Consider the following 14,263-nt stretch of genomic DNA (forward strand, 5'->3'; position numbering starts at 1 on the left):
TAGTGGTAGGATTATGGTATATGAATTGGTGTCAAGTAGGATAATGGAACAGTTACGCGTTTCTAATGGCAATAATTTGCTGGCAATCAATGATAAGTGGTGTGGCTGCTGCAGCATCTACCTCTAAGAATGTAGCACAGCAAGTTTTAGGATCTAAGCTGATGAATAAAATTCCTGCAAAGCTACCGCCACCTGCTAAAATAACATCTACCAAAGTGCCAGGAGATAAGCATCTTAATAGATGACAAATACAGCCTTTACACTTGTGATCTTTGGAATAATCCTTCTCGTAGTAGTACTCTTCCTCCTCTTTTTTGCAAGAGCAAGAATCCTCCTTATGTTCCCATTTACAATGGTCATCCTTTTCATGACACTTACATCGCTGATGCTTCTGTTCCCATTTGCAATGCTCATGCTTGTGTTTGCATTTGCATCCTTCTTGTTTGTGTTCACATTTTTTTTCTAAATGACAATAGCATTTTACATATTGTTCACAGCACTTTTCTTTTTTATGATTCCAATTCATATATTGACTATATCTACTATCCTGCATCTTTTAATCTCCCTTTTTGTTAGTTTTTTAGTAATGGTAGCGCTAACCTTTACATTTCTAATCTATGAAGCCACAAACAAAACTTCTTGGTAATTTGCCCTTTGTACAAAAAGAAAATTATTTTTTAATAATTAAAAAGAGAGAAATAGCCATACATAGCTGTGAGAATAATAACAATTTCAGGGCAAAAGATTGCTAGACTTCCGCCTGTAAATTTCATGGAGAAATGGAGCGAGTGTATGAAAAGTGTCCTGCAAATCTTCTTTTTATTCATGTGCTTACTGGTTGTGATGTCATTGTGGATGGCACAAAGGGAGCCTTTAGCTATAGCTCCGAGCACCGAAAGAGCAACTCCCTATGCTGAAGAGCTTGGCGAAAAATTACAAGCTACGAATTTTACAAAACAAGTGTTACAGGCGATACGGTCGGCAGGCTACTCGCCTGATAGTACAGTTGGTTATCTAATAGACTCTCCAGCGCATCAAGTCATCACTATTCAATTACACGATGGGGAAGAAATTGATGTAAGTACAGAAAGTGAAATTCAATCGATTATCGATGAGCTAGCTGAAAAGAATAATATGCATCTATTTATGGTTGATGTTCAATTACTAGAGCGTGAATAGTAGAGGGGAGGCACTGTGATCTGTGCCTTTTTACATATAAAGGGAATTGTAATATAATGATAAAGAGGTGAGAGAAATGAAAATTTTAATATTAGGCGCGAGTGGACGTGTCGGCAGCCATTTGGTAGAACTAGCAATAAAGGATCAGCATGAGGTCACCCTATTAGTCCGAAATCCCGATAAATTACCGCACCATCATCAACAGCTGTGTGTAATGAAAGGGGATGTTTTAAACAAGCAGGATATCGAGCAGGCAATGCATCATGTGGATGTGGTGGTGAGTGCATTAAATACAGATGGAGGCACTACATTATCGGCTAGCTTACCATTGATTCTTGAAGCGATGACAAAGCAACAGGTGACAAGAATCATTACGATTGGAACAGCAGGGATTCTACAAAGTCGTGTAACGCCGACTCTTCTTCGTTACCAATCAACGGAATCGAAACGAAAATCGACCTTTGCTGCACAGGAGCACCAACGTGTATTCGAACAGCTACAGCAATCTGCAATGGATTGGACAATTGTTTGTCCTACCTATTTACCTGATGGGGCCTGGACAGGAAACTACCGCGTTGAACGTAACTTCTTGCCAGAGGGAGGTAGCGAAATTTCAGTAGCGGATACAGCAGATTTTGCCTACCAACAAATCTTCAGTGAGGAATTTTTGAAAACACGTGTCGGACTTGCCTACTAGAAAAGGGGAAATATAGTGAAATATATTCATGCCATCTTCGGGATGGTAATCATTGTGGTTGGATGTGCCTTTCTCAGTACAACCATAGAGGAGGCGCCTGTTAGAAATGTGATGCTGAAAGTCTATGGAGCTATCATTGTTTCCATCGGGTTTTTCTACCTCAAAAAAATTGCGAAATTTGGTAAGCAATAAGCATTTTTACACAAGGATAGTCTAAATGGACTTATCCCTTTAACCTTTCTTTATCCTAAATCGTCTAAATGATAGCTATTTTAGTGAAAAAATATACTGTTATTTTCCTTTTTATAGAAGGTTTGCTATACTTTATGTCGAATATATCTATTGAAGAGGTGATTGTATGGACAAGGAGATATCAAATAACTATCAATATCCTAAACACCTAACAAGCCTTGATGGAATCGAAACGACAGAATTATATGTCATCAAGATAACAAAGGAACAAGTGGATAGGTTGATTGAGGATATCGATCAAACATTAAAGACGTCGACATGACGTCTTTTTTCATGCCAAAAAAGGCCACCTTCCAAGAAAAGTGACCTCAAAACAGGAGAGCTGTGGAAAGGCTAGATTTGCTTTACCCTACTATTTGTATGTAAAAGTAATCTTGTTAGCTAGCCATTTGCCTGAAAGATAGATGAAATTTACTCGATTTTCTAGCAACTCAGTTCACTATCCATATATGTACTACCTCAGTTCTTCTGACATGAAAAGGAGTAATTCAAAGCCAAATAATCGCGGATGATAGTAGGCTGTCCGCCATTTTCAAGACATAGCTTACTGGCAATTTTAATTTCCTTCTGATTATAGTGAGATTGTGCTCCAATCAAAAATATGCCTGACAGTATCAATAATGTACCGATGCCCAACACATATTTTATAACCCTTTTCACTCATCTAACCTCCATTTCGATACGTTTACCCTATTGTCTAACATATGTTGAAGCATGAAAGCATTATGTTTAATTGACAATTTGTATACATTTGTATACAATCAGTTTAAATTAATGTATACAAATGTATACAAAAGGAGTGTTTTAGAAATGAGAGGATCTGGATTTAGAGAGCATATGAGAGAGGGACATCACCGTGGAGGACGCCACAGAGGCATGGAAGGCGCGCCACAGCGAGGAGCAAAAACGTTCCGACGCGGCAAAGCGATTTCATTTTTAGAGATGCTGCATGTGAAGCGAGCTACCATTAAACAGCAATTAGAACAGCCAGAATTTCAATCGATTCAGCAAATTTTAGTCGGTGAATTAAAAGCCATCGATCTGGTTATCCAAGAATTTTGCCAGTTGTTTGATATTCAAGAAAATGAAACCAACGACAGTCTACAAGAGGAAGATAACGCACATGAAACAAATGAATAACTATATAGATGAGGTATTTTATCAGAACGATGCCCTATTAGAGGATGTCCTGTCCTCTATTGCCGAAAATGGTATGCCTGCTATTTCTGTCTCTCGATCATCAGGAAAGCTGTTGACGATGCTTGTATCGATTACTAGGTCAAAGGCTATTTTAGAAATTGGTGCTCTTGGCGGCTATAGTGGTATTTGTCTGGCGAGAGGAATGGAAGGGAAAGGCAAACTGACATCCCTAGAGTTAGAGGATAAATATGCACAGCTAGCCGCTAAAAATCTTGCCAAGGCAGGCTTTGCCGAGCAGGTAACGTATATGACAGGTCCTGCATTGGATAGCCTTGAAAAGCTTGTGGCAACGGGACAGTGTTTTGATTTTTTCTTCATTGATGCTGATAAGGGTAACTATGAAAATTATTTAGCCTATTGCATACAGCTAGCAAGCCCTGGTGCATTCATTGTGACAGATAATGTCCTAGCAGGAGGCAGTGTAGCAGACCCTATGGCGACACCCAAGCGCTATACAGCCATCATGAAAAAGTTCAATGTCACAGTGGCTAATCATCCGCAGCTGGATTCGATTCTTTTACCCATTGGGGATGGTATGACGGTTTCAAAAGTTATAAAATAATGCATATCAGAAATTAACTATTAATGGTAAAATATTGTTAGCAAACGATAAGGGAGAGATGCTTTTGAAGCAAGCACTAGTGGTCATTGATGCACAGCAAGAATTAATCGAGGGAAATCAGGATGAACAAGCCGTCTATCGCAAGGATGAATTGCTTAAAACAATCAATGCCGTTATTCAAAAAGCTATTGAGGTAGAGGCACATATTATCTTTGTGCGTGATCAGGATGTAGCGGGTGGAGAAGGGGAAGGCTTTCAGGTACATCAAGCGATCCAAGTACCTACTACCGCTGTTTATTTTGATAAACTGGCTACAAACGCTTTTTATAGGACGGGATTACTCGATTACTTACAGGCCAATGAGGTAGAGCATTTGGTGATGATGGGCTGCAAAACCGAGCATTGCGTGGATACAGCAGTTAGAGCAGCAACTATACAGGGCTTTGATGTCACTTTAGTGGGAGATGGCCATTCAACAAATGGTTCCGACTACTTATCACCAGAAGATACAGTTGCCCACCATAACGACATCCTGCATGGCCATTACAATGTGGATCATTTCTCACTTGTGCGAAACGCCGATGAAGCATTATTTGAACCAACACATCATAGTTATCGCTAATTATAAAATGACCAAGAATCTAGGTTCTTGGTCATTTTTACATATAGAAATGATTGAGCATCCAACCTATAACCGTACTCACGATACCAACTCCTATCAAGACTAGCCCATGGGTTGGTGCTTGATAATCCTTTTTAAGTACAATCCCCATACAGATAGCCATAAGCCCACAAAAAGCTTGGAATAGGAGAAGGGCTACTACCACATTGACCCAACCGATGATTAAAAGTAATCGCTTACTATTATTTTCATGTACCATTTATTGTTCTCCTTCTTCATTTCTATGTAAATAAAGTGCCATACCTAACACGCATAGTAGTAGAATTGAAAAAATAATAGACATTATCGCTTGATAGACAATGGCAGTTATGAACAAAAACAATAAAATAATCAGTATGATGAGACGGAGTAGGAATTTTGTTTTTTTACGAATGGCGAAAAAATCCTGTAGAATAATGAGTAAAAAGCTCACACCAAATAGGAGAGCATATTCAAAAATGATTAGAGGATGCGCATTCGGTATATCCCCATTATGAAAGTATTTTAAAATAATTATAGGAATGAGTATGTATTTTAAATACTTGTACCACTGGAAAAGACGATCCATGTTGCTGCCTCCAGCTCAATAGACTATTTTTACAAATATTGTAACGAAAATTATGATCCGACACAATGATCTTTTATTTTCATAGGGCCACTGTGCGAGCAGTGACCCTAAGTATCAAGTCAGGAGGTGTAAGGCTAAAATTAGCTTTACACTATTATATGTATGTGAAAGTAGCTTCAAAAGCTAGTTATCTGCCTGCTCGATAGATTATTTTTTGGAAGGCGACTAAATGGGGCACCAATTGTCGGATGAAGGGCTACTATTCCTGCTAAAGTAAAGATAAGGAAGGTGAAAGAAGTGGATTCTTTAACAAGGTTGAATAAGGCGATTACGTATATCGAGACCAATCTAACAGAGGAAATTGATGTGCAAGAAGCTGCGAGATTAGCTTATTGCTCGGAATACCATTTTAAACGTATGTTTTCCTTTCTAGCAGGCATCTCGCTATCAGAGTATATTCGTCGTAGGCGTCTGACGCTTGCCGCACTGGAACTATCAGATTCATCTATGAGAATTCTCGATATCGCGATTCGTTATGGCTATCGCTCTGCAGATGCATTTACAAGAGCCTTTCAGCAAATGCATGGCATCACACCATCGGAGGCGAGGCAAAATGGTCAGCACCTAAAAGCGTTTCCACGAATGACCTTCCAACTTACCATACAAGGAGGTTGTGAAATGAATTACCGACTCGAACAAAAAGAAGCGTTTCACATCGTGGGTCTTATGAAAAGAGTACCTATCGTCTTTCAAGGAGAAAATCAAGCGATAACTGAAATGGCACGTGCATTAACAATGGAGGATATTGGGCAACTAAAAAAGCTGTCGAATGTAGAACCAACAGGAATCATCCAAGCCTCCACAAACTTTTCTGAGGGCAGAATGGAGGAAAAGGGCGAGCTTGATCATTATATCGGCGTAGCCACAACCGAAACGGCTCACCATTTTTCACAGTTGGATGTACCCGCTTGTACGTGGGCTGTCTTTGAAGCGGTTGGACCATTCCCACAAACACTGCAGGAAACATGGGGGCGCATTTATGCGGAGTGGTTCCCATCATCTGGCTATGAACAGGTTGCTGGTCCAGAAATCGTGCGCCATACAAGCACGGATTTTTCCTCACCAACCTTTACAAGTGAAATCTGGATACCACTTCAGAAAAAGAAGCCTCTTGCATAATGCGAGAGGCTTTTACTGTATTTTCGTTCCATTGGGCAGCTGCTGATCGGGCGTTAACAGGATTACATCTCCCTCCACAGGTACACCACCAATGACTAATACCTCTGACTTAAAACCCGCAACGCGACGTGGCGGGAAATTAACAATCGCCACTACTTGCTTCCCAATAATGACTTCGGGTGTATAACGCTTCGTAATTTGTGCGGAAGACTGTTTAATGCCCAATTCTTCACCAAAATCAATTTTCATTTTAATCGCAGGAACCCGAGCCTTTGGCAGTTCCTCAGCCTCTAATACCGTGCCGATTCGTATATCAAGTGCTATAAAATCTTCTATTGTCGCCATCACTGTACTCCTTAAGCTTTTATGACAATGTTAGCATTTAATAGAAAAAAATACAAAAAAGAAGAGCACATTGCGTGCCCTTCTCTCGTTAACGACGATGCTCTACCAGGTCAATTGCACCTAACACAATGTGTGCTAAGCCAAAGCCAAAAATCGTATTGGCCACCATTTTGTTAGAGCCATGTTTTTGCTTCATTGCATAGCCTGCCGCCGTAACAGCTGACCCGAGTATAGTGGGGATTAAACCTTCACGAATTCCATTCATAAATTGATCCCTCCGTCGTATGATTCGGCGTGAGTTTCACACCATACTTACTATGAACGTTTGGCGCGGATACTATACTAGGCATCAACCGTATCAATCATGAAAGCAGTGATCTCCGTTTGATCTGCATTTGTATAGGCCTTGCAAAAAAGAACCACAGCACTTTCTTCATCATCAAACCATAAATAGCGAATTTCTGTTGTAAAACAACTTTGGTCATTCATTTCATACACATCAATAGCTAAGGAAGCTTCATCCAGCGGCCATGTTAAGGTACCTTGCAAGGCGAAAACCTCCTGCAGAAATATAGCAGTATCCTCTGTTAATATCTTCTCCTGTTGAAGTTTCTCATATCTATTATGTACTAAATCATCTAAGGTCATTTTCGTTAATGCTCTTATTTTGTCTTTCATTTGCATAGCCTCCCTCCTAATAGTTATTTTACTGGAAAAGGAAAAATTTTGTATAGGTAAATAGGGATTTATTGAAACGAAAAAGAGCGGTTAGCCGTATATAAACGAAGGGGGGCTGAAAATGAAGTATATAGGCATTGGCACCATCTTGTCCATTCTAGGTGTGATATGCTCCATTCTCATATGGGGTACAGAGGAAGCCCATTTGCTTTCAGGGCTACTCGGTGGAATTTTCATCGTTTCTGCCATGTTATTGTCAGGAGCCATCGCAAGCGGAGATAGAATGCGCGCCAATTTCGCAACAGAAACCAATGAAGACAGAAACGAACGCAATCTTCTCATGAATAATGCGTTACTATTAGCAATACCAAACATTATCGTAGCAATCTTTGTTTATTATCTATGAAGCTAATAGCAGCCATCAATTTAGAATAAGCATTGTATTCATCACATTTAGCATTCAATCCACCGATTTGCATGAGCAATCCAATATAAGCGATTCTATCCATCAAAATGAGCGATGTATCCGTCAGATTAGATATTTTATCCGTCAAATATAGAATTCTATCCACCGATTTGTATGAGCAATCCAATCTAAGCATTTCTATCCATCAAAATGAGCATTGGATCCGCCAAATTAGACATTGTATCCGTCAAATATAGAATTCTATCCACCGAATTGAATGAGCAATCCAATCTAAGCGATTCTATCCATCAAAATGAGCGATGTATCCGTCAGATTAGACATTGTATCCGTCAAAAATAGAATTCTATCCACCGATTTGAATGAGCAATCCATTCTAAGCATTTCTATCCATCAAAATGAGCATTGTATCCGTCACATTTAGAATTCTATCCACCAATCATTACATATAAAAATCATAAAAAGTGTCACATCTACCCTAGGTGTGGCTTTTTTTGTTGCATTTAATAGAGAGGAGTACATTTGCAATAGAGAGGTGGTACTATGCAATTAACAGATGGTACACAGATATTTGACACGGACATCATTGATGAGGCTGCTAAAAAGAGGGAGCGTGATGAGCAGGAGCGGGAGATGCTCAACGCCTTTGCCCGCTATGCATACCTACGATATAAGCAAATACGAGACAAAGTAAATCCGCGGAAATGCAAATATATGTATATTCATCAGGTACGTCAGCAATTAGCATTACCTGCTAGACTACAACGTGTTTGCAAGCTGCTAACGATGACGGAAGAGGAAGTTCTCTACATTGTTGAATTTGTGCGGAAGTATTTGAAATACGTTAAATAAGCCTCATCTACAAAGATGGGGTTTTTTTACATAATTTCTAGGGAGAATTGTTTCTCAACACCCGCTCCATATAGTATGATGAACGTGTATAAAGGAGTGAGCGTAGTTGAGATTGATTAAATTTCTAGTGGTAATTGCTATATTTGTTGGTGTAGTGGGGTATGGTGTACTACATTTCGGCACAAAATTTGCCTCTGAAAAAATTGTAGATACCTTGTCGACAGAATTAGAAAATAGCGGACAAAAGGAAGAAATCAAAAATACCATTGAAAATGACCCACAATTAAAAGCCTATATGGAAGAGGCGAAAACGGTCGATAGCAGTACATTACCGTTTACGACAAAAGAAGAGGCAACGAAAGTCTTAATTCAAAAAGTGGGCATTACCGATTTGAACGACATGCGTGTAAAATTGCAGGACGGCTCGATGACGCAGGAAGAAGCTCTACAAATGGTGGAAGGCAAATTATCCGATGAAGAGATTGCAGCTTTAAAAGTCATTGTCTATAAAGAGCTTTATGAATAACAAACAGCAGAAGCAATTGTTTGCTTCTGCTGCTTGCATTACCCATTACAGATCATGATTATATTTCCATCTAAATCTTGAATGTTGAAGTAAGCAAAGTCATCAAAACGTTCTATAGGCCGAACAATCGGAATGCCCTTGTCTTTCATAGACTGATAGGCATCGTCAATATTGTTTGTGTAGAAATTAAACAACACATGCTTGGACGGCTGTAATTGAAAGCCAGGATCAAATGTGTGATCGTCTAAGGTAATTCCCGTCTCAGAGGAAATGGGTAAATTGTAGACAGGCGAAACTACCTTCTCTTCACAAAAGGGCAGACCAAGAAGTTGGCTATACCATTCTGCTGATTGACGTAAATCTCGGACATGAATAAAAACATTATTCACCTTCTTTTTAAGAGGGGACGTTACAAAATTCATTCTTTCTACCACCTTTCGCTTGTTATGATAGGAATTCGCTAAAAAATTTTTTTCACCTGCTTAAAAGAGCATGCTTCATGGCATGTTCTTTTTTTATGTCCCATTTTTAAAAATTTTCTTTATATAGTTAGAAAGGACATTAGATGGAAAGAGGGATCGTCATGATTTATCGAGTAGCCAAAAAGGAGAATTATGTGGTTTTGGATAAAGCATTTTTAAATGATGAGCAATTAAGCTGGAAAGCAAAGGGTCTGCTTGCCTATATGCTGTCTTTGCCAGATGATTGGTCATTTAGTCTTGCAGATTTAGCAATACGTAGTAAATGTGGGCGGGAAGCGACAGCCAAAATTTTGGACGAACTCATAGAGGCGGGCTATCTTCAAAAAGTACAGGAACGAGGAAAAGACGGCAAGTTCGGTAGGGTAGAATTTTTCGTCTATGAAGCATCAAAACGTGCTGCTATACCGTCAACGGGAAATTCGTCAACGGTCGTACCATCGACGGAAAAGCCCACACTACTAAATAATAATTTACTAAATAATCAATTACTAAAAGATAAAGATGATAAGGAGTCTACTAACACTGCCTACCACTTTTATGTGCAACAAGGCTTTGGCAAACAAACAGCCTATATTGCTAGTAAAATTCGTCACTGGCTCACTATTTTTTCAGAGGACATGGTCATCTATGCGATGAAGCTAGCGGTGGAGCATAATGTTTTACGCTGGCGGTATGTAGAGAGCATCTTACAAAATTGGTGCCATCAGAACATAAAGAGTCTTGCAGATATTGCTATCGACCAGCAGCGTTTTCAAGCCCACAAGCAGCAAGTGTCATCACATTCTAAAGCTAGACGACGGGAAATCATTCCGCAGTGGTTTCAGCAGCGTGGTGATCAGGAACAAGAATTTCAGCCAACAATTGATTTTGCAGCAGAACGACAAAAAATTTTAGCCCTCTTACGGAGTGAATAAATTCTCCGCATACCATAAAGGCTTAATCGATGAAAAGTTATCATGATCCTGTAAAATCATGTGAATTCTTTCCAACGCATCGTCAAAGGAGCGTGGGTCATAGTGACGAGTCCAAACAATGGTTGAAAAGACAGTCATGGCTGCATAGAGGGCATATAACTGCCAAAACATATCGTCTGGTGAAGATGAAAAATAGCCATCAATCTGCCCAATACAATAGGGGATACTTTGTCGTCTACTAAACAAGGCAAGATTATAAAAGTCATGATAAGGATCGCCCACATCATAGCCATTAAAATCTATCACCCCATTGTAAGTATGTCCTTTACAAATAATGTGACCGAGATGAAAATCATCATGAAGCAGGGTGATGGGGCGTTGCTTTAACAGTGGTAAGTGCGTTTCAATAAAGCGCAATAGTTTAGCTTCTTGTGGAAGTTGATAGGCATCTTGTTGGTATGCCTTCAAATAGGTAGAAAACTTTTTGAGCTGTGTTGTCTCCCAATGAATTATTTGCGGAGGGCTCACTTGATGTATTTTTCTCAATTCTTTCCCCGCCGCAAGACCAAGGTGGAATTGCTCAGAGTCAGAAAGTTCCTGAATAATTTCATCTGCTGGTGTTTCTTCTAAAAAGCTAACGACCATTGCGGATACGTTGGCTTCCTGAAACAAGGTATAGTCAACGGCTTTATGTGTTCTTACACCCTGCTTTGCTAACTCTTGGAGCAAGGAAAACTCTACTGCACGTTTGTCATGATGTGCTAGATCTGACAAGCGCACCAAATAGCGCGTTTCACCAACTGTTACCAGATACTTGCTATCAGGTGAATAGCCTTTGTTAATTTTCACTTGCTGTGTAAAGCCGTGTAAGCTTGGTAATTGACGAATAATCTCTACTGCCTGCACACTTTCTTTCCTCGCTTTCAATATTTTAGAAGAACTAAAATACTACAGAAAACAATACTTTGTCAATGCTTGGAAGCGAGAAAAGAGGTTATAAAATCATAATGAAAAAATAGTAAAAGAGCACAACTAACTAGAAAACACTTTTGTGCGCGCATTTACTAATAGTAAGTGGATGTCCTTGTGACATTCACACTTCATAGCTTCGAGGAAAGAGAGGTGAAACGATCGCAGTAGCCTTAAGCGCGAAAAGAAGCTAATAAGCCTCAAAAGGAACCTCTAATTATCTGTTGTTTACCCTAAAAAAACCAAAAAGAAGAAAAGAATAACATAGCGTCAGTCGCTAAAAATAATAGGAAAGGACGGTGCAACATGAGTTATGTTATTGAAAAACAGATGATGTCAGGGCTACCGAATCAAGCGCTAACGGCAGTCAAATACGTTGTGGCGCATGAATCAGGTAATGGCAGCAATACAGGTCCAAATGCATTGGAAAACGAAATTGCCTATATGAATCGAAATAAAGCCAATGCCTTTGTTTCTCACTGGGTAGGCGGTGGTGGAAGAATCGTACAAGTAGCCCCAGTCAATCGCGTGCAATATGGCTGTGGACCAAAGGGAAATCCGTATAGCTATGCCCAGGTGGAATTGGCACGGACTGCTGATAAGGAACAATTTAAAAAGGACTATGCGGCTTATATTTGGCTGTTACGTAAGCTTGCGATAGAGGCAGGGATTCCCACTGTTTTAGATGGTAGCGGCAACGGCATTAAGTCACATCGATGGATTGCGGAAAATCTAGGAGGCACTACGCACAAAGATCCTTTTGACTATTTAAAAAGTATGGGAATTACAGAAGCACAGTTCCAGCAAGATATTAAAAATGGGCTTGAGGAGGGATTAACAGTGTCACAATATAATGAGCTAAAACAAGAAATAGAAACGTTGAAAAGCTTACTAGCTGAAAAAGCTAGTTTACAAACAAGCAGAGAAGTGGGAGCAGCCCATAAAGAGGCTTGGGAGTGGGCTATTAGCGAAGGCATTATCCGAGGCGATGGAAGTAAGAACATGAATCCAGCAGGCGCCTTAACAAGAGAGCAAATGGCGACCATGCTGAAACGCTATTACGACAAATTTATTGCCAACTAATTGTGTAGGATAAAGCTCCTATGTCATCACGAGCTTTATCCTTTTTCATTGAATAAAGGTTTTTTCAAAATTTTGTCGAATGTAGTAGAAGAGAGGAGGGGTTTTGATGTTAACCAAAATAAGAAAAGTAAAATTTGAACAAGAAAGAAAAAATCCATTATACCAGGTGGTGATGGAATGTCCCGATGGTAAGCAACTCTATGTAAAATTTGATTATACGTATAAAACAAAAAATTTCTGGCCATTAGAAGTGAATTATAATAAAAAGAACTATGGTGCAAAGCTAGCATGGTATACAAATGAAGTCGAGAATATGACAGTGGCTTTATTTCTAGAAACGATTGCTGGTAAAATCAACAAGAAGTATGATTTTAACTTTAAGAAACAATAAAAAAAGCAGCACCTTGTAGGAGCATACTGCTTAAGACTTGTCCATTATTTAGTTGAGATATAAACAACAAGTGCTGCCTCATCAAATGTTACATTTGCGCCAAGTGCTTGACTGACAAAGCGTAAAGGCACCATTGTTGTACCTTGATATATTTCAGCAGGATGGCTGAGTGTGATTGTTGATGCAGAACCATTTGTATCAACATAAGCCGTTTTATTCCCCACACCAATCACAATTTTTTTACTGTCCTTTGTTGCCGTTACTTTTTTCGTTGCATTATCATAGCTAACCGTTGCCCCAAGAGATTCAAAGATTGCCTTCATTGGCACTAAGGTTGTGCCATTTTTCATATAAGCGCTAGGCGTATAATTTTGCTTCACGTCATTTAAATAGACAGCAACCTTCGTTAATACAGGTGCTACCGTTGCTTTAGGTGCTGGCGTAGCATAACTTTGACTGCCTGAAGAAGACCCTGCATTATTGCCACCATTGCCATTATGATAATGATAGCCAGAACAAAGCCCTTTAGCCTTTGATTTGTCAGAACAGTTGTGACCGCCATTGCTATCTAAACGCCCTGGATGTGCGCTCGCAATAGAGGCTGTGGTGAAAAATAATGTAAGCATCGCCATCAACAAAACCAATTTCTTCATATAAATCCTCCAATTCTCAAAATATGTAATTATTATACTATTGAAAAGAGAATTTTGATATGTTTTTATAGGAAATTAGTTTTAACCCATTAAAAGGCACTACCAGTCAAGATTGGTAGTGTTCATTTTGTTATACGGTTAATTGATTTTCGTTTTGGAGATCAATGGCTTTTTGGAGCAGTCGATGCAGAACGGCTGCAAAGGTTGCAATCGTACTGGTTACAAAGATGCTGATAAGTGTCAGCGTAATAATTCCTGTAATATCTTCCTTGCCAGTAAACATTATCATAATTGATGTAATACCTAGCATAAGGCCGGCTACAATAGTGAGAGCACAATTTTTGATCGTTCTCAAAGCCCGTACAGATGATTTGGAGAACGCTTTATGCTGGTCGATGTTCATTAAGAGGCGATAGGCCTGATACAACGCCGTGTAATAGGGAATGCATAGTGCATACACATAGAGTAAAAAAAGATAAGACAAATAGGAGGATTCGGGATGTGCCGCTGCATCTCTACTGGCTATCCCAGGTAGCCAAAATAGTCCTAAAGCTAATACAGGGATACCTAGCAGCATAATCACACTCTTTAGGAAAATGGTTGACCCCTTTTTATGTTTCATACAAAACACCTCACTGGTAATGGTAT

25 protein-coding genes are annotated in these 14,263 nt (G+C 39.4%); 14 read left to right on the forward strand and 11 right to left on the reverse strand.

Annotation, left to right across the window (positions count from 1 at the left end; all coding sequences use genetic code 11):
• Window positions 1-52: 52 nt before the first annotated feature.
• Window positions 53-553 (reverse strand): hypothetical protein, encoded by a 501-nt coding sequence (locus C7B89_RS11135; RefSeq protein WP_048393879.1) that lies wholly within the window; start codon window positions 551-553, stop codon window positions 53-55.
• A 239-nt stretch (window positions 554-792) separates the two neighbouring features.
• Between C7B89_RS11135 and C7B89_RS11140 the strand changes: the two genes are divergently transcribed.
• The 4 genes from C7B89_RS11140 (at window position 793) to C7B89_RS23070 (ending at window position 2,390) form a co-directional block, all read left to right on the forward strand.
• Window positions 793-1,179 (forward strand): hypothetical protein, encoded by a 387-nt coding sequence (locus C7B89_RS11140; RefSeq protein WP_103117954.1) that lies wholly within the window; start codon window positions 793-795, stop codon window positions 1,177-1,179.
• 76 nt (window positions 1,180-1,255) lie between these two features.
• A complete protein-coding gene (locus C7B89_RS11145) occupies window positions 1,256-1,876 on the forward strand; it encodes an NAD(P)-dependent oxidoreductase (RefSeq protein ID WP_048393876.1) in 621 nt (206 codons plus the stop codon).
• 15 nt (window positions 1,877-1,891) lie between these two features.
• Window positions 1,892-2,068, forward strand: a complete 177-nt coding sequence (locus tag C7B89_RS23065; RefSeq protein ID WP_167444830.1) for a hypothetical protein — start codon at window positions 1,892-1,894, stop codon at window positions 2,066-2,068.
• 166 nt (window positions 2,069-2,234) lie between these two features.
• Window positions 2,235-2,390, forward strand: coding sequence for a hypothetical protein (locus C7B89_RS23070; RefSeq protein ID WP_016993988.1), 156 nt, complete (start codon window positions 2,235-2,237; stop codon window positions 2,388-2,390).
• 197 nt (window positions 2,391-2,587) lie between these two features.
• Here the strand turns inward: C7B89_RS23070 and C7B89_RS11150 are convergent, their stop codons facing one another.
• Window positions 2,588-2,788, reverse strand: a complete 201-nt coding sequence (locus C7B89_RS11150) for a hypothetical protein (RefSeq protein ID WP_016993987.1) — start codon at window positions 2,786-2,788, stop codon at window positions 2,588-2,590.
• A 150-nt stretch (window positions 2,789-2,938) separates the two neighbouring features.
• Here C7B89_RS11150 and C7B89_RS11155 point away from each other — a divergent pair, with 150 nt between their 5' ends.
• The 3 genes from C7B89_RS11155 (at window position 2,939) to C7B89_RS11165 (ending at window position 4,512) form a co-directional block, all read left to right on the forward strand.
• On the forward strand, window positions 2,939-3,268 hold the full coding sequence (locus C7B89_RS11155; protein ID WP_048393875.1) for a hypothetical protein: 330 nt from the start codon (window positions 2,939-2,941) through the stop codon (window positions 3,266-3,268).
• Window positions 3,252-3,890 (forward strand): O-methyltransferase, encoded by a 639-nt coding sequence (locus tag C7B89_RS11160; RefSeq protein ID WP_115673733.1) that lies wholly within the window; start codon window positions 3,252-3,254, stop codon window positions 3,888-3,890. Before C7B89_RS11155 ends, C7B89_RS11160 begins: the two co-directional genes overlap by 17 nt.
• Before the next feature lie 64 nt (window positions 3,891-3,954).
• A complete protein-coding gene (locus C7B89_RS11165; RefSeq protein ID WP_115673734.1) occupies window positions 3,955-4,512 on the forward strand; it encodes an isochorismatase family protein in 558 nt (185 codons plus the stop codon).
• A gap of 37 nt (window positions 4,513-4,549) precedes the next feature.
• On the opposite strand, the gene C7B89_RS11170 is transcribed toward C7B89_RS11165, so the two are convergent.
• The gene (locus tag C7B89_RS11170) at window positions 4,550-4,771 is read right to left on the reverse strand and encodes a hypothetical protein (RefSeq protein ID WP_115673735.1); all 222 of its coding nucleotides are present in this window, start codon (window positions 4,769-4,771) and stop codon (window positions 4,550-4,552) included.
• Entirely contained in the window at window positions 4,772-5,119 is a 348-nt protein-coding gene (locus C7B89_RS11175; RefSeq protein ID WP_115673736.1) for a hypothetical protein, read from the reverse strand. It abuts the gene before it with no gap.
• A gap of 297 nt (window positions 5,120-5,416) precedes the next feature.
• Between C7B89_RS11175 and C7B89_RS11180 the strand changes: the two genes are divergently transcribed.
• Window positions 5,417-6,298, forward strand: coding sequence for an AraC family transcriptional regulator (locus C7B89_RS11180; protein WP_115673737.1), 882 nt, complete (start codon window positions 5,417-5,419; stop codon window positions 6,296-6,298).
• A gap of 12 nt (window positions 6,299-6,310) precedes the next feature.
• On the opposite strand, the gene csaA is transcribed toward C7B89_RS11180, so the two are convergent.
• From csaA to C7B89_RS11195, 3 genes are all read right to left on the reverse strand, one after another.
• Window positions 6,311-6,643 (reverse strand): chaperone CsaA, encoded by a 333-nt coding sequence (csaA, locus tag C7B89_RS11185; RefSeq protein WP_004228641.1) that lies wholly within the window; start codon window positions 6,641-6,643, stop codon window positions 6,311-6,313.
• Between the two features lie 88 nt (window positions 6,644-6,731).
• The gene (locus C7B89_RS11190) at window positions 6,732-6,908 is read right to left on the reverse strand and encodes a hypothetical protein (RefSeq protein WP_004228639.1); all 177 of its coding nucleotides are present in this window, start codon (window positions 6,906-6,908) and stop codon (window positions 6,732-6,734) included.
• 77 nt (window positions 6,909-6,985) lie between these two features.
• Window positions 6,986-7,327, reverse strand: coding sequence for a DUF7668 domain-containing protein (locus C7B89_RS11195; RefSeq protein ID WP_115673738.1), 342 nt, complete (start codon window positions 7,325-7,327; stop codon window positions 6,986-6,988).
• A 115-nt stretch (window positions 7,328-7,442) separates the two neighbouring features.
• Between C7B89_RS11195 and C7B89_RS11200 the strand changes: the two genes are divergently transcribed.
• From C7B89_RS11200 to C7B89_RS11210, 3 genes are all read left to right on the forward strand, one after another.
• A complete protein-coding gene (locus C7B89_RS11200) occupies window positions 7,443-7,727 on the forward strand; it encodes a DUF5316 domain-containing protein (protein ID WP_115673739.1) in 285 nt (94 codons plus the stop codon).
• Window positions 7,728-8,288: 561 nt separating this feature from the next.
• Window positions 8,289-8,597 (forward strand): hypothetical protein, encoded by a 309-nt coding sequence (locus C7B89_RS11205; RefSeq protein ID WP_004228634.1) that lies wholly within the window; start codon window positions 8,289-8,291, stop codon window positions 8,595-8,597.
• A gap of 106 nt (window positions 8,598-8,703) precedes the next feature.
• The gene (locus C7B89_RS11210) at window positions 8,704-9,123 is read left to right on the forward strand and encodes a hypothetical protein (protein ID WP_048393864.1); all 420 of its coding nucleotides are present in this window, start codon (window positions 8,704-8,706) and stop codon (window positions 9,121-9,123) included.
• A 38-nt stretch (window positions 9,124-9,161) separates the two neighbouring features.
• Here C7B89_RS11210 and C7B89_RS11215 read toward each other — a convergent pair whose 3' ends face one another.
• The gene (locus tag C7B89_RS11215) at window positions 9,162-9,545 is read right to left on the reverse strand and encodes a VOC family protein (RefSeq protein ID WP_115673740.1); all 384 of its coding nucleotides are present in this window, start codon (window positions 9,543-9,545) and stop codon (window positions 9,162-9,164) included.
• A gap of 161 nt (window positions 9,546-9,706) precedes the next feature.
• Here C7B89_RS11215 and C7B89_RS11220 point away from each other — a divergent pair, with 161 nt between their 5' ends.
• A complete protein-coding gene (locus C7B89_RS11220) occupies window positions 9,707-10,519 on the forward strand; it encodes a DnaD domain protein (RefSeq protein ID WP_048393860.1) in 813 nt (270 codons plus the stop codon).
• Here C7B89_RS11220 and C7B89_RS11225 read toward each other — a convergent pair.
• A complete protein-coding gene (locus tag C7B89_RS11225) occupies window positions 10,505-11,425 on the reverse strand; it encodes a phosphotransferase family protein (protein WP_115673741.1) in 921 nt (306 codons plus the stop codon). The two genes, C7B89_RS11220 and C7B89_RS11225, sit on opposite strands and share 15 nt — an antisense overlap.
• Before the next feature lie 369 nt (window positions 11,426-11,794).
• Between C7B89_RS11225 and C7B89_RS11230 the strand changes: the two genes are divergently transcribed.
• Window positions 11,795-12,571: an N-acetylmuramoyl-L-alanine amidase gene (locus C7B89_RS11230; protein ID WP_048393857.1), complete on the forward strand. Its 777-nt coding sequence runs from the start codon at window positions 11,795-11,797 to the stop codon at window positions 12,569-12,571.
• Between the two features lie 106 nt (window positions 12,572-12,677).
• Entirely contained in the window at window positions 12,678-12,962 is a 285-nt protein-coding gene (locus C7B89_RS11235; protein WP_048393855.1) for a hypothetical protein, read from the forward strand.
• 44 nt (window positions 12,963-13,006) lie between these two features.
• Here C7B89_RS11235 and C7B89_RS11240 read toward each other — a convergent pair whose 3' ends face one another.
• Both C7B89_RS11240 and C7B89_RS11245 read right to left on the reverse strand, forming a co-directional pair.
• Window positions 13,007-13,615, reverse strand: coding sequence for a copper amine oxidase N-terminal domain-containing protein (locus C7B89_RS11240; protein WP_115673742.1), 609 nt, complete (start codon window positions 13,613-13,615; stop codon window positions 13,007-13,009).
• Window positions 13,616-13,745: 130 nt separating this feature from the next.
• Complete coding sequence (locus C7B89_RS11245) at window positions 13,746-14,237, reverse strand: DUF2975 domain-containing protein (protein ID WP_115673743.1); 492 nt, start codon at window positions 14,235-14,237, stop codon at window positions 13,746-13,748.
• Between the last annotated feature and the right edge of the window lie 26 nt (window positions 14,238-14,263).

The sequence above is a fragment of the Lysinibacillus capsici genome (assembly GCF_003367505.1).
Classification (GTDB): domain Bacteria; phylum Bacillota; class Bacilli; order Bacillales_A; family Planococcaceae; genus Lysinibacillus; species Lysinibacillus capsici.